A 23,244-nucleotide genomic window follows, 5' to 3' on the forward strand; every position below is an offset into this window, starting at 1 on the left:
ATCATGCGTGCTAGAATGATCCAAGGTTGCGTCACCTTTCGAAAAGGGGTTTCCATGGCCGAACGAGATCCGCAGAAGCAGCCGTTCTTTCATTCACCTCTGGGTTTGATCCTTGCGGCATTTATTCTCTGGGCACTCGCCGCGACTGCCAGTCTTCTCATCAGGTCAGGCGTGACGCTGACGCTGAAAAAGTTTCCTAACCTCGATGTTACGTTTGCGCAGATCATCTGGACCCTGCCGGTCTTTGCGATCAGCATTCTTGCGAGTGTGTTTTTCTTGATCGGGGTCATCCGCTGGGCGGTCTATGGCCGTACAGGGCTGCCTGTTCACGGTCCGGACGAGGCGACGGAAGAGACTATCCGCGTGTTGCGTGCCATCAATGATCGACTGGCGGTCAGTGACACCGCGAGGCGGATCCTGTCGCGTGATCAGGATCGCGAGACTCTCCGCCGAGCGATCCGTGAGGACATCGCCAGAAAAGATTTTGACACTGCGATGGTGCTGGTGAACCAGATGAACCAGTCCTTCGGCTACCGGCAGGAGGCCGAAGATTTCCGCGATGAAATCATCCATGCCCGAGCCGCCGAGATGGCCGAGCGAGTCAAACAGGCCATCGGCCGATTTGAGGACATGCTCTCGCATCAGGAATGGGAGCTGGCCGCACAGGAAGCCCAGCGCATTCAGCGGCTCTATCCGGAGCACACACAGGTTCGTGAGCTCGGTCGGCGTGTACGAGAAGCACGCGAGACCCACAAACATGAACTCGAACGCGACTTCCTCCAGGCTGCGGAGCGTGATGATGTTGAACGCGCGATCGAGTTGCTCAAAGAGCTTGATAAATACCTCACCGAATCAGAGGCTGAACCCTTCCGAGAAACCGCACGCGGCGTCATCGGCAAGAAACGCCAGAATCTGGGTGTGCAATTCAAGCTGGCGGTACACGACAAGGAATGGATTCAGGCGGTTCGTGTCGGCGAACAGATCATCCGTGAATTTCCGAACACTAAAATGGCTGACGAGGTTCGCGGGCTGATCGACCTATTGCGCGAAAGAGCTGCCGGAGAGCAGGCGGCGCGGCCCAGAGAAGCGGTCAAATAAATCAACTGCCTTCCACAATCAGGTTTGACGCGACCACCGGACAGATTCGGTCGATATACTTCGACCATGCCAACGCATCACATAGTTCTCATTCCCGGAGACGGGATCGGGCCTGAGGTCACGACGGCTGTCAAAAAAATCTTCACCGCGGCCCAGGCACCGGTGGAGTGGGTCGAGCACCACGCAGGCATCACCGCATTGAAGCTGGGCAAGGCTGTGCTGCCCGAAGAAACCATCGAGGCCATCGCGCATCACAAGGTTGCGCTCAAAGGGCCGGTGACCACGCCTGTCGGCGAAGGCTTCACGTCCATTAACGTCTCACTCCGAAAAAAACTCAACCTCTACGCTGCGGTAAGGCCGGTGCGCAGCTTGCCGGGGATCAAGACCCGATACGAAAACGTGGACCTCGTCATCGTACGGGAGAACACCGAGGGGCTGTACAGCGGCGTCGAAAATGAAATCGCGCCGGGGATCGTCATGAGCATGAAGGTCGCGTCCGAGGCGGCGTGTCTCCGCATCGCACATTGGGCGTTTCGTTACGCCACCAAACGCAAGCGGAAAAAAGTCACCGTCTTCCACAAGGCGAACATCATGAAGATGACGGACGGACTGCTCCTGCGTTGCGCTCAGCGCATCAACGAGGACGAGTATCCGAATATCGAGTATCAATCCCTGATTATCGATGCCGGCTGCATGAAACTCGTCCAGGATCCCTCACAGTTCGATGTGCTGCTGATGGAAAATCTCTACGGCGACGTGGTGAGTGATCTGGCAGCTGGACTTGTCGGCGGACTAGGTGTCGTACCCGGAGCAAATATCGGTGACGACGGAGCTGTGTTCGAGGCAGTTCATGGCTCCGCGCCGGATATTGCCGGCAAAGGTATCGCCAATCCGCTGGCGATCCTGATGTCAGCTGCGATGATGCTCAACTACCTCGCCGACATCAAACACGATGAGAACAGCCGCAAGGTCGCAACGAAGCTTAAGGACGCATACAACCTCGCGCTGTCAGACGGGAAAAAGACACGCGACCTGGGTGGCGAACTATCCACCGAGCAATTCACCCACGCGGTGATTGAGCGATTGAAAGGCTGATCGCTGTAGCACTACGACGGTATCAGAAGCGCATGCGCAACAGACAGAGGCGGACACCTTTGCTCCTGGTTGTCGTCGTCAATTACGGCATCATCCGCTTGAATGTCCCCAGATCCACTACCACGCCATTGGGCTGGTAGTAATCTACGTTCAGGTGATCCTTATCTGTGAACGTAAACACCAGACAGTTGAAGTTCAGCTTTCTCGCAAAGTCCAAATCTCCGCGGCCCGGCCCGGCATACGCTGAGTTTTGATGACTCTGTGCGTGAAAGTGATAGTGCGCCAGGCCGGTGTAAGCGGCCTCGATCAGATCCTGTGATGACAGAAACTTCAAGTCGTGTCGTCGGATTTCCGGGGGGAATGACTTGCCGTAGTACCCCTTATCGCCGTTGGCATAGAGAATAACTCCGCCGTGTTCTGTGCTTTGGTCCTTGTGATCGGCATCCGCCTGCCCAAAGAGGTTGCTTGCCAACCCTCGCCTCATAGCATTTTCAAGCACACGGATCGTCAGCAGGTCCCCCCAAACAAGTTTTGAATCCCACGCCTGAAGATTCTGAGGCGTGTCTTTGTCCGCACCGTCAAACGTCGGGTTCTTGACCGAGTGTTCGACGGCAGCCAGATCGCTGACCAATTCCTTGTAGAGCTGGCTGCGTGACATTGCAGTTACTCCCGGCGTGCGGGATGCGTTGAGCAAGATCGGCAGATGGCGCAGCTCCAGCCCGCGTCGTTGTTCTTCGTTTAGCCTTGCTACTTCCGTCTTATACGACTCCCACAAGTCACGACGGGCAGGGTCACGCAAATAGGACAACCACAGAACCCCCTCACGATTCGTCGGCACCGTTCGCAGGTCCGCAGCGCATGCTTTGAGATCCGCCACTAGAGCGGTCTGCTCAGGAGCTTGAGACAGCAAATCCATCAGCCGCTGCGGTGGAGCCAGGCGGTTGAGTAGTTCCCATGCAGACACCTGCTGCGGCAGCGGAACTTCGTTATTTCGGTCGGCGAAAACGTCAAACACAACCTGCTCGACGCTCTTTCCCGGATTGAGTTTCACCAGCAGATCACGCTCCGGTCTTTCTGCATCCGGAGTCAGTTTGTCCGTCCTTGCATACTGACGGACAAATGTCGGCGTCATATCGGTCCACTGCCGCTCCTGGGCGACTTTGAAAATGTACTTCATCGTGTCCCAGTTCACGATGAGCGATATCCGCTTGGCGAGCGTTGCTTTGAATGCGGCTTCATCATACGAGACCAGTTGATCAACGGCATAGCGACGTTGTTCAAACGGATAGCCTCTCTCATAGAGCAGGATTTCGAGCGCAGCGATTCGACCAGGGTCATCGCGTTTTTCCCGCTCAGCTTGCTTGGCGGCGTTCATCCGCTCCTGCGGGTCGATCGTTCGGTTGGTCATCATGCCCACCGGATCTTCAAAATGGCTTTTCATCTGGCAAGATGCCAGCACCATCGCAGACATGAGAGCGACCGACAGAGCAGATGGATATTTCATGGGTGGACTCCGGGATTAATGCCTGAAAAGTATGACCTGAGATAAGGACAAAAGAAAACGACGGTCGGTTGATGCCGACCGCCGTTCGTATTTTCAGGTTCCACAAAATAGGTTCTGGAGAACTGACTTTCTCTCCACTGCTTGAATACTCCGCGGAACACTGAGGTTGTATTAATTTTCTCCGGGATAGCACATCTTCGGCGGAGTCTTGATATCGCCGCATTTCTCCAGAACTTTCATGCGGATGTTATTACCTTCAGGGCTCTGAAACTGATACCACTTATCGCTGTCAGGCTCCTTGATGTAGTGCCCCTCTTCCTGCTTCAACATATCTTCAGGACGTAATGGCGGAGGCATGGCACTGGTGCTGACCTTGGCTGGATTAGTAAATAATTCTTTTGCTTCCTTCGAATAGACTTCGATGTAAGCAATAAACCGTGACTTTTTATCCGCGCAGTCGCCGCAGGAATAAACCCACGCACGGGCACCCATTGGTTCGCCGTTCTCATTGAGCTTGCCCGATGGAGAAGCGATTGGCGGCAGTTCATTGCCCTTACCGGCAAATAGTCGGTCGAGGTGATCCGGCGCTTCCGATCCCATGTCGTAATACCACATGTCAACAGGTTTATACGAGGTCGGTGTGCTGTTCCAGACAATGGCCGCAAGTGAAAGAATCAATATCAGAACAGCAAGAATGGTGACGACTGCTGAGTTCTTGTTAACCCAGTCGCGGAGCTTCATGCGAGATTCCTTTCTGATTCGTTAGGAGCCGACACGTTTATACATCCTGCCAGTGTACGGATAACGGACAGCGATAGGTACTCGGATTGTATCGGCAACAAAAACCAAACGCCAGTAAAGACTTTTCGTCTGTCACCCCGACTAACCCCGCCTCGCTGCCTTGCCGGAGGCAGCAGCTCTTTGAGGGCACGGAGCGTCGCACTCTATTGGCCCCCCCAATAGCTCCAGCGATACTCGATCCGAGGAGAGGCTAGATCACCCAGCATGCGACGAAGCTCGCTGGTATCCAGAGTCATCTGCTTGGCCGATGAAAAACTGATGCTGAGTCCCTGTCTGGCACTCATTCGTGTCACCGCGTAAGTTTTGGTCACATCGAGCTTGGCCAGTGTCTTGGCTTCATTGATTGCGTCATCAAGGTATCCGACCTGGTCGATCAGCTTGTTCTGCTTGGCCTGGTCTGATGTGAACACTTCACCTGTAGCCAGTGCTTTGACTTCATCACGTGAGCCAAAATACTTTTGTCGCCCGTTGTAAACCACATCGACAAACCGCGCATGCGCGTTGTCGAGGATCATCCGTACTTTGTCACGATCCTGATCATCCCAATGTCTCATGATGTTGTTGGCCACGTCCTTTTTCTTTGAGTCGGTGGCCACGATCACTTCAGGCGTGACTCCTACTTTTTCGAGTAGCTTGTCCACGGTCACAATCTGTGCGATCACGCCGATACTTCCGGTGATGCAGGTCGGCTCGGCGACGATCTTGTCGCATTGAGCGGAGATGTAGTAACCACCGCTGGCTGCAATACCACCAAAGCTGGCGACGACCGGCACACCCGTGTCGCGGCGAAACTGCTCGATGTCATGCGCGATGATATCTGACGCAGCGACCGTACCGCCTCCGGAATCCACACGCAGAATAACCGCCGCCGGCTTGTTGTTGCGCAACTCTTTGAGCGAATCACGAACGTAGGCAGCCGTCGATTCATCGATCAAGCCTGTGACATCCAGGATGACGAAGCGGTGATCGGTATCACCGGCGAGGTAGGGTTTCTCGGTCGGCCCGGAGATCGATGACGCAAAATAGGCTCCAAGATAGATATTCAGGAGTATCGACAGAAAGAAAAGGCTCGTGAGCAATCCCGTGCCGATGCGCCCCCAGAACGACGCCCGCCGCGGCGGCTGGCTGAACATCATGGGTGGGTATCCCGGCGGAGGCGGGGGCAGCGTGTGCGGCGGCGGACTGGCAGGACGATCATTATTTTCAGCCATAGGTCAGGTTCCTTCGAGGACTCGTCATAGCCTGCGAGTTTATTCACAGGTTATCCGTCGGATCATCCATGTTACCTGTATCTGTCGAGGCCGCGAGTCTGGGTATTCAGTCCCTGATATCCCCCTGCTCTGCAAATAACCATTGGCTGTTTCGGCAGGCATCGAGGAGAGAGTAACCGGCCCTTATTCGTTATGATCATGAGACATTCCATTGCGGAGTTTCTCTGATGAAAATTGGCATCATTCTCTCGGTCATTCTCGTCGTTGTGTTGGGTGGCTTCTATTTCATAGCGACGTACAGCCCGCCTGATCCTCCCACGTCCGCTACGTCGGAATCCAAACTGGTAGCTGCCACACTCGCTGCCGACTTACCTGCAATGTTTGAGCCGACCGAGGTGAATGAGGACGCTAACGCAGCTTATGCCGCCGTCTTCGCATACTTCCAGGAAAACTTCGAAGATTTCGTCAAAAACCGTCAGGTAATTAAAGAGCCTGATGACAGGTCGGCAACACAGCTCACTGACCTCTTGATCAAGGCTTCGCGGGCAGGCAAATTGTCCAAGCCGTTTCTTGACAATCTGGTTCCGCTCAAACCCGGCGGAGAGATGCCGCATGACGCAATTACGGTGATTCAACAGGTCGTCCTGGGGCTTGCAGCCCGCAACCGTGAAAGCGGAAATGCAGGCTATGCGATGGACGCAACCAAGGCTGTCTTTGCGATGGGCCAGCGCGCGTTTGAAAATAGCACGCGGTACTACAACCGCTGGAGCGGAATCGTCGCCATGACCGATGCGGGCAGCCAGATGGCGATGTGGGCAGAGGAAGACCCAGAGTTGATGGAAAAACTCAAGGCATGGGATCCCGCCCTCAAAAAGGTCGCCGATGCCTGGGTTCCAAAAGTCGGGAAAATCCTCAAATCACTCCGACCGCAAATCGGAGATCTGATCAACATCGCTCGGAATGACAAAGACCTCACCTTCCGTGTCGAGGCAACACTTCAACTGGGTGTCGTGAAGTTCAACCCCAAGACGCGCGGCAATCTCAAAGCGATCACCAGTGCCATCGAAGACGCCAAGGCATCGGAAGACCCGGCTATCTCTGCTGCGGGAAACGCTGCGGAAGCCTTTACCAAGGAAGAAATGCGAAAGCTGTAACGGGGCTGGCTTTCACCATCGATTTCACGATTCATTATCGTCTGGGCGATAAGATTCGTGGATGCAGATCTTCGTACTGGCTCTGATGCTTGGGGTATTCGCCCACGATGCCCGGCCGGGCTTATTCCACTCAGCCGCGGCCATCGACGGATGGCTGGTTACGGTTATCGTCGTTTTTCCCAAGCTCGCACTTGGGAGCCTGTATTGGCTCGCCTGCCGTTACACACGGGAGCGAATCGCCAAGCCCGACGGACGCAAAACACTCAAGCGGCTCGAGTGGCTCACCACGAGCTTCCGTTTCCTCGCACTGATGTTATTCGGCCTCGATCTTTACGTCGGCACACTCGACCATATCCGCTATCTGCTCGCCGGGCCGGGTGGTAATCCGATCATTATTGATGAACTGCTCGTCATTCTTCCCACGCTGGTGCTTGCTGCATTCAGTTGGTGGGCGTATTACCCGATTGATCGGCGAATGCGTGAAGCTGCACTGATCGCCCGTCTGGACTCAGGCCAGCCAATCAATCCCATCTGGACGCGAGGGCAATATCTGCTCGCACAGTTTCGCCACCAGATGGTGATTATGCTCGCACCGCTTCTGGTTCTGGTCGCTTGGAGAGAGATTGTCGATCGCTATGGTGGCGACATTGCCAGTGGAATTGACACAAAAACCATCCTCCTCGTGGCAGGGTCCGGCGGCCTGCTCTTTTTCGCTCCCGTCATGATTCGACACCTCTGGGACACCACACCCCTGCCCGACGGAGAACTACGCCATCGGCTGCTGCTTCTGTGTAAGACTCATCGCGTGGGTGTCCGGCAATTACTCCTCTGGCGCACATTCGGCGGAATGATCAACGCCGCGGTCATGGGCCTGATGGCTCCGGTGCGATACATCCTGCTCACTGACGCGCTCCTCGAGCAGGTCCCGGTAGCTCAGGTAGAAGCCGTAATGGCACACGAGGTCGCCCACGTGCGAAAACATCACCTTCCCTGGCTGCTCGTGGTGCTGCTTGCCGTTGCAGGATCTGTGATGACCCTGTGGGAGTTCGTGTTATTTGGCGGCGCGGAATGGCTCGAACATTCCGCCTCCCCGCAGTTGGCTGGCTACGGCCAATGGCTGACCAGTCAGCAAGATGTCATGTCCGCCTGCGCCGCGATGGGCACCCTTGCAACCGGCGTCGCAATCTTCGGCTGGATCTCACGTCGATTTGAACGACAGGCTGACACTTTCGCGGTTCAGCATTTGTCGATACACGATTCATCGGCTGAGGCTTCACAGCCGGTCATCACCCAGCCAGCCATCGAGACAATGGCTGGAGCATTGCAAGCGGTAGCGGACCTTAACCACATCAACACCCAGCGGCGAAGCTGGCGGCACGGATCCATCGCTTGGCGACAGTCCTATTTACAAAGCCTCGCCGGCCAGCGCACCGACAAGCTGCGGATCGACCGCGAGGTCTTCTGGATCAAAGCCATCTCCGCAGCCATCGTCGTCGGACTTGTGCTGATGGAGGTGGACCTCCGCGACTTCATGAAGTTTTGAGAGTTAAGGAATCTGACAAGCAATCACTCCCGCCTATCACCTCCTCTTTCAGATCGGTCTATAATCTTCGCCCCACGAGGTGAACCATGCGCTTCACAAAGATGCACGGCATAGGCAACGACTATGTCTATATCAACGGTTTTGAAGAGCGAATCACGGATCCCTCCGCCTTGGCGGTGAAGCTGGCGGATCGACACTTCGGCATCGGGGGGGACGGCTTGATTATCGTTGCGCCTCCATCACCCGGAAGCAATGCGGATGTACGCATGCGCATGTTCAATGCTGACGGGTCCGAATCGGAAATGTGCGGTAATGGCGTCCGGTGTGTCTGCAAACTAGCCCATGATCGAACTATTACCCGCGCTAATCCCATGAAAGTCGAAACCGGTCGCGGGGTACTGACGCTCCGCTACCAGACCGATACTCATGGGAAGGTATCGCAGATCACCGTGGATATGGGTGAGCCGATCCTGGAAGCAGGTCGAATCCCTGTCAGCATTCCTGGCATCAAGGACGGTGATCGCGTTATCAATATTCCGATTGATCCCGCATCGTTATTACTCCCCGGCGTGCCTCGTGGCTGGGCTGCGGCCTGTGGACTGGAAGCAAACCTAACCGCTGTCTCCATGGGAAACCCGCACATCACGATTTACGTTAAAGATGTAAACCATGTGCCGCTGGAGACGATCGGCCCAATCCTGGAAAAACACTCCTGGTTCCCCCGCCGTATCAACGTCCACTTCGTGCAGGTGCATTCATCCAGCGAAGTGACGATGCGCACCTGGGAGCGCGGCAGCGGTATCACGCTTGCCTGCGGAACCGGAGCCTCGTCAGTCTGTGTCGCTGGTGTGCTCACCCGTAAAACCGGGCGAACGATCCTCGCACACTTGCCCGGCGGGGATCTCACACTCGAATGGAAGGAATCCGACAACCACGTCCTGATGACAGGTCCGGCGACAGAAGTCTTTACCGGAGAGATTCCTCTCTAATGCGAACGCTCACCTGTGACACACAGGCGTCATGCCGGCAAGTTCACGGAGAGAGCGGGGTTCGTCCGCTACTCCTTAGGTGATGGCTGCTTCTGCTCAAGCAACCGCTCAACGAAGTGAATGTCCACATCACTCTTGATGAAGTTGCCGTTGTTCATCAGTTGAGCGTGCAGAGGAATTGTCGTCTTGATTGGATCGACCCGGAATTCCGCCAGTGCCCGTTTGAGCGTTGCAATCGCCTCACTGCGTGTCTTTTTGTACACAATCAGCTTGGCGATCATCGAATCATAATTCGGCGGCACACGGTAGCCGCTGTAACAGTGGGTATCCATGCGCACGCCCAACCCGCCGGGAGGATCAAATTGCGCAATCAGACCCGGCGAAGGAGCAAAGTTGCGAGCTGGATCCTCCGCATTGATCCGCACCTCGATTGCGTGACCATTGCGGGTGATGTCCTTTTGAGAAAAACCCAGCTTTTCTCCTGCCGCCACGCGAATCTGAGTCTTGACGATATCAATACCGGTGATCAACTCGGTGACCGGATGCTCCACCTGAACACGGGTGTTGACCTCCATGAGATAAAACTGCCGTGAGTGGGCGTCCATCAGGAACTCAACCGTTCCCGCGGAGTAATACTTCGCAGCTTTACATAGCCGCACAGCAGCATTGCACACGGCTTCGCGTTCTTTTTCCTTCAGAATCGGGCAAGGAGCTTCCTCAATGAGTTTCTGGTGGCGGCGCTGCATCGTGCAGTCACGCTCAAAGAGATGAACCAGATTTCCGTGCTGATCGCCGAGGACCTGCACTTCGACATGGCGGGCTTTTTCGATGAACTTTTCGATGTACACCGTCGCGTCACCAAACGCGCCCTGAGCCTCTGCCATCGCGCTTTTCAGGCCGGATCTCAGCGCGATGTCATTGTGCGCGACGCGCATGCCGCGACCACCGCCACCCGCAGATGCCTTGACGATCACGGGGTAGCCGATATCTCGTGCGATCTTGATCGCATCCTCTTCGTTTTCGATCTTGCCCTTGCTTCCCGGTGCAACAGGTACCTTATTTTTAATGGCGATCTGTTTACAGGAGACTTTGCCACCAAGCATCGCCATGGATTCGACGCTGGGGCCGATGAACTCGATCTTGCAGGATCGGCAGACATCCGCGAAGTGTGAATTTTCCGCAAGGAAGCCATAGCCGGGATGGATGGCGTCAACATTGGCGACCTCCGCAGCACTGATGATCCGCGGAATGTTGAGATAGCTTTCACTCGATGGCGGATTACCGATGCAGATCGCGTGATCGGCGATTGCGACGTGCTTGGAGTCTTTGTCGGCTGTGGAATAGACCGCTACGGTCTCAATACCCAGTTCACGAGCCGCACGGATGATCCGCACGGCGATTTCTCCACGGTTGGCAATGAGGATTCGAGAAAACATGGGAAGACAGGCCAAGGGAAGTGCGCTCGGGGTTAAGCGAGTGGCAATAATTGCCGCGGCTTACCCGTTGGTTCAGACCCTTGGTCCACAGCCCTTTCAGTTAGGTTTTACCAGGAATAGCGTTTGGCCAAACTCGACAGCTTCACCGTTTGATACCATCACTTTGACGATGGTGCCGCTGATCTCAGCTTTAATCTCGTTGAATACCTTCATCGCTTCAATAATGCACACGACTTTGTCGGGAGTAATACGGTCACCAGCCGAGGCGAATGGCTTCGCATCCGGTGCGGATGCAGCATAGAACGTACCTACCATCGGACTGGGAATCGGTGTCAGGCCAGCGTCACTGGCGTCACTCGTTCCTGAACCTCCGGAAGCGGCAACGGACGTTGACGCCGGCGGCGCGACAACTGCCGGAGCAGGAACATTCACGTACTGAATCGGTCCCGAACCACTGCCTCGCTTTAGTGTGACCCGCTCTCCTTTGGGATCCTGGAGGTCGAGTTCCGTCAGGTCGTTTGCAGCCATGAGCTTGATAAGCTCTTTGAGCGTTTTCAGGTCGGTCATGCGAGTTCCTCGAAGAAGCCAGCAGGCGAATATCAGTGCCGGGCGGAAAAACGTGTCTCAGACTCTTTAGCACGTAGCTTCCGACTTCCGGCCACTGCCTACCGAACGATTAAATGATTGCTGATTCAAGGTCTTTCGGCAAATTGCTGAGTACTTCGTGACCCGTTGCGGTCACCAGTACATCGTCTTCAATGCGCACCCCGCCGACTCCCGGAAGATAAATACCAGGCTCAACCGTAACGATGTGCCCCGGCTCCAAAACACCCTCGGAGCGTGACGATAAGGTCGGTTGTTCGTGAATATCCAGACCGATACCGTGTCCAAGCGAGTGGCCAAAGCGGCTGCCATACCCAGCACTAGTGATGAGATCACGGGCGATGGCGTCGATTTCCTTAAACGTCCTGCCCGGCCTGATCGCGTCGATGGCAGCCATCTGGGCGTCTAGCGTGATCTTGTAGATCTCCCTGATCTTGGCAGGCATTTTGCCGATCGCCACGACACGGGTCAGATCAGAGCAATAACCACCCGACCGCGCTCCCCAGTCCACGAGCACAATGCCTCCCTTTTTAATTTTCGACTGGCCGGGGATGGCATGAGGCAGACTTGCATTGGCGTCGGCGGCAATGATCGTCGGAAAGCTCGGCCCATCCGCTCCAGCAACCCGCATAGTCATTTCAAGATGGGCAGCAACGTAGGATTCCGTCACCGGCTTCGATCCCGTGAGCAGTTTGAGTGTCGCCTTAAACGCATCCTGCTGAATGACCAGAGCCTCACGGATCGCCTTGATTTCCTTTTTATCTTTGATGGCACGCTGCTTCAGCAGGCCGTCATCCATCGGGTCGAGTTTTTTTCTACCGAGTTTTTTTCCGAGCTGGTGGAATTGGGCAAGCGTCAAGTAATCGTTCTGTACCGCAAGATGCTTGAACCCCAGATCAGCGCAGAGTTTTGCCGTTGCATCACTGATAGGCCCTGCTCGCATCGTTACGCTGACATGCGGGGCTTCACGTTGAATCTGCTCCTCAAAGCGGAAATCACTGATGACTCGTACGCCTGCCCCCTTCGCAGGTACAACAGCCCAGCTATCGTCACCCACGAAGCCCGTGAGGTAGCGAATGTCCTTTGGGTTTGTGATCAGCAAAGCGTCAGCATGATGTTTCCTGATGCGACTTTGGAGCGCAGCCACGCGCGATACGAGGTGCGCTGGCGCAGATCGAGAAGATTTTTGGCGTCTTGACTTCATCTACGTATTTATAACCGAGGTGGTCAACATACGACGTCACAGCAGCCGTAGATGAAATCCGCCGTCCACATTGATGACTTCGCCGGTGGAATAGGGCAAATAATTTTGCGCAATGGCGACAACCGCACGGGCGACGTCGTCCGGCTGGCCCCAGCGGCGGATTGGCAGCAGTCCGGGAGAGTCTTCGAGGATGAGCTTGTCGTATTTCGCCTTCACCGGGCCTGTCATGTCGGTGGCGATAACGCCGGGGCGGATTTCGTAAACATTGATGCCAAATTCGGCGAGCCGTGCGGCGAAAAGCTGCGTCATCATCGCAAGGCCGGCCTTCGAGATGCAGTAGTCGCCGCGATTCACGCTGGCGGTGTACGCGCTGATCGAGGTGATGTTGACGATCTTCGGCTTCGGCGTTTCCGCACTCACAGCCTTCTTGACCTGCGCCACCATCCGATTTGCAACCAACACAGTGAGAAGGTACGGCCCGCGCAGATTGGTGTGGATCAGTTCATCGAAACTTTTCGTATCGTGCATCTCAAGCAGATCAGCACGTACCTTCGGGGCGATCCCGGCGTTATTAACGAGCAAGTCGATGTCACCAAACTTCTCGACGGTCGTTTCGACCAGCCGACGATGATCATCAGGTTTGGCGATATCGGCCTGAATGACAATCGCTTCTCCGCCGCTTTTTTTCACTAACTCCGCGCATTCTCGCGCTGCATCGGCGTTAGAGTTGTAGTTGATCGCTACGCGATACCCAGCCGTACCAAGCCCCACTGCAATCGCGCGACCGATTCCGCGTGATGCACCGGTGACAATGGCGGTGGGCTTGCGTGTTGGCATGAGTTAATTCCGGTCAAAAAATGTAGGGTATGTATCACCACCCGCCATCCGCTTAATCAAAATTGCCAACTCCAGCAGGTGATAATCACCCCACATGCTCGCTTCGCTGCACGGCACCTTTCGGCCGCGAGGAATATGATCCCAGCCGTTCGGACGATGGTACACCGAATGCAGGAGCAGCCCCTGATGCTTCGTGCTGGTGGAAAGGTACGGCTCGCTCATCAGCGTTTGGGCAACCGTGAGACCCGCTTGCAGATAACGCTTACCGCGTGTTCCGCCGAGGTAGTTGCCGAGTCGGATCAGGCCTTGAGCCGCGATTGCGGAGGCCGAAGAATCAACGGGTTCGTAGTCATTGAACGGGTCAGCCGGCTTGCCCAGCCAGTCGCCTAACTTTGCCAGACCGGGGGCACCGTCGTCCCAGTAGGCAATGCCGTCAGAAGCTGAGCATCCGTTGAGATAGTGGTCACAGGTTTCAACCGCGCAGCGTTCAAATACTTTCATAACTGCCGACTTTGTGAGACCAACCGCAGCGTGGAACTTCGCAGTCGGGATCGTTTTGAAAAACTCGAGTTCTTCAGCGTAGCCGAGCATCGCCCACGCCAGACCGCGCGTCCATGTTGAGAAAGGCGAATAACCCTGCTGGGTACCACGGCAACGGAATGCCCCGTCGTTACGGTTAAACACTGCCTCGTGAGATGTGCGACCTGCCACGTCATAAGTGTGATCCGTATCGCCATGGAACACGATGTACTGACTCGTGGTCAAGCCGTGCAGCACGGCGCGTTTGAGCAGATTGGCTGCACGATCGTTTTCATGCATGAGCATATGACCAAGCTGCCACGCCCGACCGAGGATACGTATCGTGCGCATCGTGTCCACGAACAGTGAGTGAGGACCGTTGAACGAGTAGATGTACCCCAGTGAGTTGGAGTACGCGGAGTGTTTGCTTTCGGGTTTTGGAGGTGTGCCAGCCCACCTTGCTGCCTGTACAGCTCCGCTGGCCCGAATCGCATTGGCGTAAACCAGCTCTTCCCATTCGTTGTTTTTTTCAGGACTGCGCTTTTCCTTCAGCAATCGCAGAAGGTTGCCATATGTTGAGAGGTTGTTGAAGCCATGATCATGCACCCCCGTGTGCGTCACGTGCTTCAGCATGTGATCGATCGTGCGCTGTCGCCCCAGATTGAAAAACTTTCTGTCGTCCGTGGCATCAAAAATCAGAATTGCGCAACCGTACTGAAACCCCTGCGTCCATTCTGTCCAGCCGCGACTGGTGTATTTGCCTTCAATCGTAAATACCGGGGTTCCTCTGGATGTATCCCAACTCCGATTGAGCGAGATTACTTTCGCAGCAGCGAGGTTGAACAACCTGTTAATGGCGTGGCGCAGGTCAGAAGCTCGGAGCGTGAAGTCTATTTGCATGATCTGAGTAAACCCGATTCCCAAAACATCGCGGGAATCAATCGGTTGATGCTGGCAATGATACCTACCTACTTTTTGTAAACGCTCTTTGGATCAAATACGCGGCTCTCAACAACCTTCAATGTGTCGCCGCCTTCGCTGACACGATAGAAACAGGTGTGGTAGCCGACGTGACAAGCCGGCCCATGCGACTTGCAGAGGAGCAGGATCACATCCTGATCGCAATCGACACGAGCTTCGACAACCTCCTGGATGTGGCCGGACTCCTCGCCTTTTACCCACATCTTGTTCCGGCTGCGGGAATAGAAGGTGGCCTTACGAGTTGCCAGAGTCTGTCGCAGGGCAGCGTCATTCATCCAGCCCATCATGAGTATCTGCCTGGTATGCAGATCCTGCACAATGGCCGGGACAAGCCCTTGTTCGTTAAACTTGATATCGAGCTTCAACCCTGTTTCACGGGCAGCATCAGACATAGAAAACCCGTCCTTTCTGAAGGGTCAAAAGTATAGCGGCTCCCGGCTTCTCTCAAGGCTTTGATTGGGGTATTTATCACGTAGATTCGTCGTTTCCTACATAGAAGAGGTCCGATAGTCCGATTAAAATTGATAGGTTAGCGCTACCCCGTCAATCCCCGATAAAGATCACGGGTGGGGGTTCTCAATCCACTTTTCAGTTATCGGTGTCGCGGGAATGATTCCCGGCGTCTCCCGGAGATAACCGTGCAATCCATCAGAAGTTCCGTCTGCTGGGTCATTATCGTCACTTGTATTTTGACACTCGCTGGTCAATCACTGGCAGAGGTCAGTGCTGTCACCGCAGTCACCACCGCTCGCTACGATCGCAAGCTGGCGTTCAAGGAGAGCGGCACCGTATTTTCCTTACCTGTAAAACGAGGCTCTGTCGTTAAAAAAGGCGACATCCTTATTCAACTGGAGGATCGCGAAGGAGAATCGCTCGTCGCACTCTACAAGCTCCGCGCTGAAAGCGATGTAGAAGTCCAATCCGCCGCCGCTAAATACGAGTTGTCACAGGTCGAAGAAAAGCGTGTGAAGGATTTACTTCAGAAGGGTTCTGCAACTTCTTACGAAGCGGAGAAAGCTCGTGTCAGCGCATTGGTTGCCAAGCTCGAATGGGACCTGGCCCGTCAGCAGCATACGGAAACCAGACTCCAGCTTGAACAGGCTGAAGCTCGACATGAGCGATTCACCATGCGTGCGCCGATTGATGGTCGTGTGGAGGCAATCCTCGTAGCCGAAGGCGAAGCCGTCGAAACCGGAAAACCCGTCCTTCGGCTGGTCGCCACTGATCCGCTTTGGATCGACGCCCCCGTCCCCATCGAAGATACCGTCAAGAACAAGATGAAGACCGGCGACCCCGCATGGATCCAGACGAAATTGGCGGGTGGTAATCAGTACCTCAAGGGCGAAATCATTTTTATCGCTGATGTCGCCGAAGCCGCCAGCGGCACGCGAACGGTGCAGATTGAAGTGCCCAACAAGCAGGGGCTCCCTGCCGGGGAACCGGTTGTTGTCACGTTCAGCCAGCCCGATCAATCCACTGCGGATAACAGCGGAGGAGCTCGCTGATGTCGCAGCAGACCACAACAACCAACCGCGGCCCGCGCGGCTGGGACCGCCTGGTGACACAGCTCAATGCGGTGTCAGACATCGGCGAATTCCACCGCGGAATGCTTGATCTTCAGTGCAAGATCGTTGCTGCGGAATATGGCGCGCTGTGGATGCTCGACCAGGGCGGTGAACCAAGAGCGGTTGAAGCATGGCCGGACCAGTTCGCCAAAGCTCCACCGGACAGCCCGCTCATGGGTGTGCTCCGGCAGGCTGCAAAACAGGGTTTTGAAAAAAACGTCAGCCATGTGTTGAAACTTGAAGCCGAGGGTGTTGACGGCGGCACGGAAGTCGGAGCGCATGTTTTTGTCACCGTGCTGCGAGTTAAGAATAAGGTCGTCGGACTTACAACCGTCGCAGCCGAGTTGAGAGATGCCGGCGTGCTGCAATCGACCGCACCGCTGCGTGAGTTGGCAGCTGGTCTATATGAGGGATTCGCCGCACGACAGGAAGCAATCCAGAAAGAGATCGACACCCAGCGGATTCGTCAGGCACTGGCACTGCTTGCGGTGAGCCAGGAGGCCGAAGGCTTCGATGGTTCAGCTTTGAATCTAGTCAACGAATTAGCCCGTCAGCTCAAATGCTCACGGGTGAGTCTCGGCTGGATCAAAGGTCGGGATATCCGCCTCATCGCCATGAGCGATACCGAACACCTTAAACGCCACAGCCAGGATGTCTCAGCCATTGAGCTGGCGATGGCGGAGTGTCTCGACCAGCAACAGCCGATCGTTTTCCCGATCCCCGATACCGCGGAGCCGCTGCTCCAACAGGCTGTTGTTCACGCTCATAAACAGGTCACCAATGCCCAGCCCGGTCGGCACGTTCTCTCCTTACCGCTCCGTCGTCGTGACGAGTGGATCGGCGTGCTGACGCTCGAACGGTCGGATGTATTTTTCGATCCCAGCCTCGTGCAGTTTCTCCAACTCATTGCCGATGTAATCGCTCCGCATCTTGACGATCGCCGTGAAAGCGACCGCTGGCTGGTTGGACATGTCTGGCGGTCCGTCGAGAAGACCGCTGGCTACCTCGTCGGCCCCAAGCATGTCGCGTGGAAACTCGGCGCGTTAGCTGCGATCGCCGTCATCGCTGTGATCGTGTTCGCCAAGTGGGATTACAAGGTCACTGCCCCGTTTGTATTTGAAGCTCCCACACGGCGAACCGTACCAGCACCTTTTGAAGGTCGTGTCGAGGCGGTGTTTGTTCGCGATGGGGATCATGTGACCAAGGGGCAGGAGTTGGCACGACTCGACACGAATGAACTGAAGCTCCGCTATCTCGAAGCGCAAAAGGAAGCAACGCTCGCCGCCTTGGAACGAAGTCAAAAAAAGAGCGAGTACAAGGAAGCGGAAGCTTTACAGGCGGAATCAAAAGAACAGGCCGCCCGCGCTCGCATGGAACTGCTCGATTACCAGATTCAAAATGCAACGGTGATCGCACCTGTGGACGGCGCGGTGATCAAGAGCGGTTGGCACGACAAAGTCGGCGGCCGTATCAAACAGGGCGAGGAGCTTTTTGATATCGCGCCCAAGGATGAGTTGATCGCGCTGATCCATGTACCCGACACGGATATTACCCAGATCATGTCCAATGCCGGCCAGACTGGGCGGCTAACGACCCAAAGTAAGCCGGGCACCGTCTTTGAGTTCGTTACCCAGCGTGTGGTCCCCGCTGCTGGCCCCATTGATGGTGTCAACTCCTTCGAGGTCCGCGCCAAACTCAACCCTCTGAATGATGAGGAAAGGAATGATCTCCATCTGCTGCGACCGGGTATGAAGGGGCTTGCCAAAATTGATGCCGGCCGCCGACCGCTTTACTGGGTTCTCTTCCACCGCATCAGTGATACGGTTCGTCTGTGGACCTGGGGATGGATCAATTAATCATCCATTGGAAATGAAGTCGCCATTTTGCGTGAAGTGAATTTCATTGCGGTGATTTGAATACAGTAAGACAAATAACGAGTTATGGATCGCCCTACTTTCAGTCAATCCTGGTCCCGTGTGAGCCGGCTTACACCGGGGCTCCGCCCACAGGTGCAGATTCACCGCCAGCTTTATCGGGGCGAGCCGTGGCATGTGGTTCACGATGCGGTAAGCAACAATTTTTTCCGGCTCAATCCCGTCGCTTATCACTTTGTCGGCTTGCTCGACGGACGCAGGAGCGTCGAGGACGCCTGGAAGCTCACCCTCGAACGATATGGGGATGCAGCACCGACGCAAAATGAAGTGATCGGCCTGCTCGGACAACTCAACCAGTCCAACCTGCTTCGCGTTGATTTACCCGCCGATGCCGCCCCACTGCTTGAACGACAGCGACGCCGCGTATTTCAGCAGTGGAGCGGGCAGCTCATGAGCATTTTCTCGCTGCGGTTTCCGCTTTTTAATCCCGACCGCATGCTCAAATGGCTCTCACCGATCGCACGACCCTTTCTTTCCAAATGGGGGCTTATCGCGTGGTTCGGTTGGATCATCTATGTCCTGTACCGATTTCTCCCGGAAGTCCGAACTTTCGCTGGTGACTCCAGTAGCGTTCTTGCTCCGTCAAACTGGGCGTGGATGATCGTCGTCTTCATCCTCGTTAAAAGCTGGCACGAACTGGGGCACGGCCTGGTGTGCAGACGTTTCGGAGGTGCGGTGCCGGAAGTCGGCATCATGCTTCTCGTGCTTTTCCCTGCGCCCTATGTGGATGCGACTAGTTCGTGGAACTTTCCCGACAAATGGAAGCGGCTCCTCGTCGGCGCAGCTGGAATGATGTTCGAGCTTGTCGTCGCAGGCATTGCTGCGCTGGTGTGGTTGCATGAAAAAGAAATCAACCCCGGTTCACTTACCCAGCAGTTGTCTTACAACGTCGTTTTTCTCGCATCCGTCACTACCTTGCTCTTCAACGCCAACCCGCTGCTGCGTTTCGACGGCTACTACATGCTCAGCGATCTGCTCGAGATTCCTAATCTTTATGAGCGTTCAGGCAGACAGCTTCGATGGCTCTTTCAGTGCTATGGCTTCGGCATGAATAACGTGCAGCCGGTCAGCAGCCTGTCCGGTGAACGATTTTTTCTGGGGCTTTATGGTGTCCTGAGTCAGATTTATCGCGTGCTGGTCATGATTAGTATTGCACTTTTCATCGCGCAGGCGATACCGACACTCGGCCTGGCGATTGCCGCGTGGTCGATTATTTCCTGGGCAGCCATTCCTACCGGGAAGTTCCTGCATTGGCTCGTCACTTCACCCAGCCTTCACGACAATCGCACACGGGCTATCACCGTGACTGTCGCAATCTTCTTATTGATAGTGGTCCCTATCGGCATGATCCCCGTCACGGAAGATCGCATGGTGGACGGCGTGGTGGAAAGTCAAGAACGCACACGTGTCTCGGTCCAGGCTGATGGGTTCGTTAAAAAAGTCTTCGTCGAAAGCGGCGACCGCGTGTCGCAGAATCAGATCATTCTGGTCATGGAAAACCGTGACCTCGAAGCCAGCAAACGTGAACTGGAAGCCAAACTCAAAGGGTTGCAAGTTGAAACGCGGATGGCCCTCACCAAGGACCCGCTCGAAATCCAAATCGCCAACGCCAAGATCAAGACGGTTGAAGATCAACTCGCAGACGTCAAACGTCGTATCAACGACCTCACGCTCCGCGCGCCGCAGGCTGGGGTATTGGTCGGCGGTATCCTCAAACAATGGGAAGGCAGGTACCTGCAACGCGGCGAAGCTATCGCATCCATCGAAAATACGGAAAACCTTCGTGTCACCTCGCTGATCGACCAAGCGCAGAACGACATGGTCTCCAGCGACAAGAAGCCTTATGTCGAACTACGGACCGCAGGTCGTATCAGGACGGTAATCCCCAGCAAGATCGCCCTTATCATCGACGCGGGCCAAACAGAGCTGCCTCATCCCTCGATGGGGTTTCAAGGAGGCGGTAAGATCGCCACCAAGCCAGAAGATCGGCAAGGACAGACTGCCCTCCGACCTCAATTCACCGCGTGGCTCAATTTCCCGACCACGGTCAACGTGGATGGTAAACAGGTCCGATCCGGCGAGCCTGGGGAACGTGTTTACGTCCGCTTTACTCTTCAGGACAAACGACCGCTGCTCTTTCAGTGGATCCGTCTGGCTCGCCAACTCATTCGGGATAGGCTCGGCTTTACCGTGTAGTGATGATGTCGGCTGCGAACTCCGCTTGCCCGCAGGCGGTCGAAAGAGTTAGCGAGCTTTGTAGCCCTACCTCTGCTGCGTCAACTGCTTCATCGTCTCATCGTCCATCCAGGGCAGCTCTTGGAGGTTCTGTCGCAAACTATCAGGCATCGGTTTACCGTCTCGCTCAAAACGCGGCCGACTTTTCCATCGACGGTGCATCCAAAGATATTGCTCCGGCGCCAACCGGACCATCGTCTCGATTGCTCTCATGTAACGGGCGGTGATGTAATAAAGCGGATCGCGGCGAGAGGCCCAATCTTCCGGACGAATGACGTCGATATTTCTCATCTCGTAGCGATAACCTGGACCGATTCGTCGAGCATAGCCGCAGAGAATCGGGACATTCTGGCTGATCGCCAGCAGGCCGATTGATTTGTACGTGCTCGCAAGTTTTCCGAAAAAGGGAACAAACAATCCTTTGTCACCTGCGTTCTGGTCGGCGATAAACCCTAACGCCCCGCCATTCCGCAGCACTTCGACCATGCGGTCGGTGGCATCCCATTTGGTGATAATCCCCAATCCTCGTCGTTGACGAATACCGAACAGCCAATCGCTGATGTAAGGATTGTCAATCGGCCGAGCGATGGCATCCACACGATAGCCCAGCACGGCCATCAGAAATCCCAGAACTTCCCAATTACCAACATGACCTGTGAGCATGATGACCGGTTTACCCGCATTGAGCAGTTCAATACATGGCCCCAGATCGGCGAGCTTAACGCGATGCGACCAGCTATCACGGTGGAGGAGTTGCGGTGTATGGCAAACTTCGATCACAAGTTTGACGAAGTGCTCAAACGAATCACGGGCAATGGTCTCAAGCTGTAATTCGGACTTTTCCGGAAAGGCTACGCGCAAATGCTGGAGCGCCCTCTCGCGATGGCGACGATCGAAACGGTAAATCCCTCTGCCGATGGCACCGGCTGTGCGCAGATTTGAAGACACGTCAAATGCCTGGAGTGCCATCGCGGCAACACGAGTCGCGAGGTATTGCCCCCAATGAACGGCTGGTGATGCGTCACGAGCCATGTGCTATCAGAACTCTGAGGCCTTTGAGGGGTAATTCGGAGTCGTGTACTCAAGCATATACCACGAGAACCAGCTCACCGATCTGATTCATACGGAGGAACTGGTTATGCGGCATACACTATGAGCGACTATCACCGACGATAGTAGCCGACCAGATTCAGAAACCGATTCTGGTTCAACACCGGAATCGAGAGCGTCTTAGCAGCGACGATCAAATCCTGGTATTGCTTGTACCGTCGCGCCTGTGCCTCAGCACGGGCGATCTTGGCGGGATCCATTTCATCACGAGGCAGAGCCTCAGGAACCTTGGGCTCCTGACCAAGAACGAGAAAGTCCGTGTCGTATGTCATTTCTTCGGCGAGGATGCCGTTGAACTGCGTGATCAGGGTTTCGATTCGGCGACGATCCGCTACCGATGGCTGTCCGGTGTTGTCAATATCAAACTCACCAAACACGACAAACTTGAATCGCGTGTTGGGATCGTAAACCGCATTGATGATCGTATCGCCCTCGATCACCGACTTATTGCGGGAAAGACGGACGATTCGAGCTGTGGATGAGTCGTTGGAGACATTTGTTACTTCGATTGTGGCTTTACCTCGTGTAACGCCAGCACCGTCCTTGGTGATTGCGGCTCCCTTGTCGAATACTTCAAATGTCAGCCCGGGCGTCACATGTTGGGCCATACCAAGATTGATGTAAACCACACCCTGCTCAGAACGAACCGAGACGATCGACCCGTCTGGATTGGTCGAGTTATCCACCGCGGGAGCGTCAGGATTCTTGCCGAGACTGATTTCGAGGTCCTTGATCCGGGCATCCTTGTCGCTGATTTCTTTGTTCTTGGCAGAAAGCTCGTTTTCCAGTTTCTTCACGCGGCCTTCGCTGCTGGTTCGTGCCTGGCTGAGCGCCTCTTCGAGTGCTTTACGCTGCTGATCGATGGTGGCCTGATAGCCGGTGAACTCGTTCTTCATCGTGGCCAGACGATCCTGGATCGAATCAAGCGTTTCCTTGAAGTTTTTGGCATTCGTGGATTTTTCCTGCTCGGATCGTGTTGCATCCGCGCGGGCGTCGGCGACTGCCTTCTCCATTGACTTCACACGCTTGTCGTTGTCCTGCACCGTGGCGCGGAGACTCTCAATTTCCTGAATCAACCCCGTCTTGGGCTTAAGCTCAAGCACTCGACCACGCAGCGTATCCGAAGTGACGCTTGGATCATTGATAATCAGATTCTTGAGATCTGAAACATCTTTCTGGAGCAGGCCGACGAGTGTGTCACCCTCGCGGTTGGCCATTTCCTGCTCAAGCCGGGCGATCTGATCGCGCTTCGCAAGCTTGTCGAGCGTGTTCCTTGCCACGGAGACATCATTCTGAGCCTTGCTCACCTGTGTATAGAAGATGATGCTCAGGATGAGGCTGAAAACAAAGAGAATGACGAAGATAATCAGCGCAACGGCGTAACCCGTCGTGCCTCCAGCTCGCTTTCGGGCCATGCGTAGCTCC

19 protein-coding genes are annotated in these 23,244 nt (G+C 55.2%); 8 read left to right on the forward strand and 11 right to left on the reverse strand.

From position 1 onward, the window contains the following. Positions 1–54: 54 nt before the first annotated feature. Together IT444_03680 and IT444_03685 are read left to right on the forward strand one after the other, a co-directional pair. Positions 55–1,098, forward strand: coding sequence for a hypothetical protein (locus IT444_03680; GenBank protein ID MCC7191863.1), 1,044 nt, complete (start codon positions 55–57; stop codon positions 1,096–1,098). A gap of 66 nt (positions 1,099–1,164) precedes the next feature. Continuing rightward, on the forward strand, positions 1,165–2,193 hold the full coding sequence (locus IT444_03685) for an isocitrate/isopropylmalate dehydrogenase family protein (GenBank protein MCC7191864.1): 1,029 nt from the start codon (positions 1,165–1,167) through the stop codon (positions 2,191–2,193). An 82-nt stretch (positions 2,194–2,275) separates the two neighbouring features. Here IT444_03685 and IT444_03690 read toward each other — a convergent pair whose 3' ends face one another. From IT444_03690 to sppA, 3 genes are all read right to left on the reverse strand, one after another. Beyond that, entirely contained in the window at positions 2,276–3,697 is a 1,422-nt protein-coding gene (locus tag IT444_03690) for a hypothetical protein (GenBank protein MCC7191865.1), read from the reverse strand. Positions 3,698–3,868: 171 nt separating this feature from the next. After that, entirely contained in the window at positions 3,869–4,438 is a 570-nt protein-coding gene (locus tag IT444_03695; GenBank protein MCC7191866.1) for a hypothetical protein, read from the reverse strand. A 203-nt stretch (positions 4,439–4,641) separates the two neighbouring features. Continuing rightward, positions 4,642–5,709, reverse strand: coding sequence for a signal peptide peptidase SppA (gene sppA, locus IT444_03700; GenBank protein MCC7191867.1), 1,068 nt, complete (start codon positions 5,707–5,709; stop codon positions 4,642–4,644). 227 nt (positions 5,710–5,936) lie between these two features. On the opposite strand from sppA, the gene IT444_03705 reads away from it, so the two are divergent. From IT444_03705 to IT444_03715, 3 genes are all read left to right on the forward strand, one after another. Continuing rightward, complete coding sequence (locus IT444_03705) at positions 5,937–6,863, forward strand: hypothetical protein (protein MCC7191868.1); 927 nt, start codon at positions 5,937–5,939, stop codon at positions 6,861–6,863. 61 nt (positions 6,864–6,924) lie between these two features. Next, positions 6,925–8,406 (forward strand): M48 family metalloprotease, encoded by a 1,482-nt coding sequence (locus IT444_03710; protein MCC7191869.1) that lies wholly within the window; start codon positions 6,925–6,927, stop codon positions 8,404–8,406. Positions 8,407–8,492: 86 nt separating this feature from the next. Continuing rightward, positions 8,493–9,395 carry a diaminopimelate epimerase gene (locus IT444_03715; protein ID MCC7191870.1) on the forward strand — a complete coding sequence of 301 codons (903 nt, stop codon included), beginning with the start codon at positions 8,493–8,495 and terminating at the stop codon, positions 9,393–9,395. 68 nt (positions 9,396–9,463) lie between these two features. Here the strand turns inward: IT444_03715 and accC are convergent, their stop codons facing one another. The 6 genes from accC to hisI form a co-directional block, all read right to left on the reverse strand. Continuing rightward, positions 9,464–10,831: an acetyl-CoA carboxylase biotin carboxylase subunit gene (gene accC, locus IT444_03720; GenBank protein MCC7191871.1), complete on the reverse strand. Its 1,368-nt coding sequence runs from the start codon at positions 10,829–10,831 to the stop codon at positions 9,464–9,466. A gap of 96 nt (positions 10,832–10,927) precedes the next feature. After that, entirely contained in the window at positions 10,928–11,398 is a 471-nt protein-coding gene (gene accB / locus IT444_03725; GenBank protein MCC7191872.1) for an acetyl-CoA carboxylase biotin carboxyl carrier protein, read from the reverse strand. Between the two features lie 109 nt (positions 11,399–11,507). Continuing rightward, on the reverse strand, positions 11,508–12,638 hold the full coding sequence (locus IT444_03730) for an aminopeptidase P family protein (protein ID MCC7191873.1): 1,131 nt from the start codon (positions 12,636–12,638) through the stop codon (positions 11,508–11,510). A gap of 36 nt (positions 12,639–12,674) precedes the next feature. Next, entirely contained in the window at positions 12,675–13,475 is an 801-nt protein-coding gene (locus IT444_03735) for a 3-ketoacyl-ACP reductase (protein ID MCC7191874.1), read from the reverse strand. A 3-nt stretch (positions 13,476–13,478) separates the two neighbouring features. Then, positions 13,479–14,894 (reverse strand): glycoside hydrolase family 88 protein, encoded by a 1,416-nt coding sequence (locus IT444_03740; protein ID MCC7191875.1) that lies wholly within the window; start codon positions 14,892–14,894, stop codon positions 13,479–13,481. Between the two features lie 68 nt (positions 14,895–14,962). Continuing rightward, positions 14,963–15,367, reverse strand: coding sequence for a phosphoribosyl-AMP cyclohydrolase (hisI, locus tag IT444_03745; protein MCC7191876.1), 405 nt, complete (start codon positions 15,365–15,367; stop codon positions 14,963–14,965). A gap of 246 nt (positions 15,368–15,613) precedes the next feature. Here hisI and IT444_03750 point away from each other — a divergent pair, with 246 nt between their 5' ends. The 3 genes from IT444_03750 to IT444_03760 all read left to right on the forward strand — a co-directional run bounded on the left by IT444_03750 (position 15,614) and on the right by IT444_03760 (position 20,670). Continuing rightward, positions 15,614–16,480: an efflux RND transporter periplasmic adaptor subunit gene (locus tag IT444_03750; GenBank protein ID MCC7191877.1), complete on the forward strand. Its 867-nt coding sequence runs from the start codon at positions 15,614–15,616 to the stop codon at positions 16,478–16,480. Continuing rightward, complete coding sequence (locus tag IT444_03755) at positions 16,480–18,396, forward strand: HlyD family efflux transporter periplasmic adaptor subunit (protein MCC7191878.1); 1,917 nt, start codon at positions 16,480–16,482, stop codon at positions 18,394–18,396. The genes IT444_03750 and IT444_03755 overlap by 1 nt, the downstream gene beginning before the upstream one ends. A gap of 84 nt (positions 18,397–18,480) precedes the next feature. Next, positions 18,481–20,670 (forward strand): PqqD family peptide modification chaperone, encoded by a 2,190-nt coding sequence (locus tag IT444_03760; protein MCC7191879.1) that lies wholly within the window; start codon positions 18,481–18,483, stop codon positions 20,668–20,670. Positions 20,671–20,736: 66 nt separating this feature from the next. On the opposite strand, the gene IT444_03765 is transcribed toward IT444_03760, so the two are convergent. Beyond that, a complete protein-coding gene (locus tag IT444_03765; GenBank protein ID MCC7191880.1) occupies positions 20,737–21,741 on the reverse strand; it encodes a lysophospholipid acyltransferase family protein in 1,005 nt (334 codons plus the stop codon). A 131-nt stretch (positions 21,742–21,872) separates the two neighbouring features. Then, on the reverse strand, positions 21,873–23,234 hold the full coding sequence (locus IT444_03770) for a hypothetical protein (GenBank protein ID MCC7191881.1): 1,362 nt from the start codon (positions 23,232–23,234) through the stop codon (positions 21,873–21,875). Between the last annotated feature and the right edge of the window lie 10 nt (positions 23,235–23,244).

The sequence above is a fragment of the Phycisphaeraceae bacterium genome, from assembly GCA_020851465.1.
In the GTDB taxonomy this organism is placed as follows: Bacteria; Planctomycetota; Phycisphaerae; order Phycisphaerales; family Phycisphaeraceae; genus JADZCR01.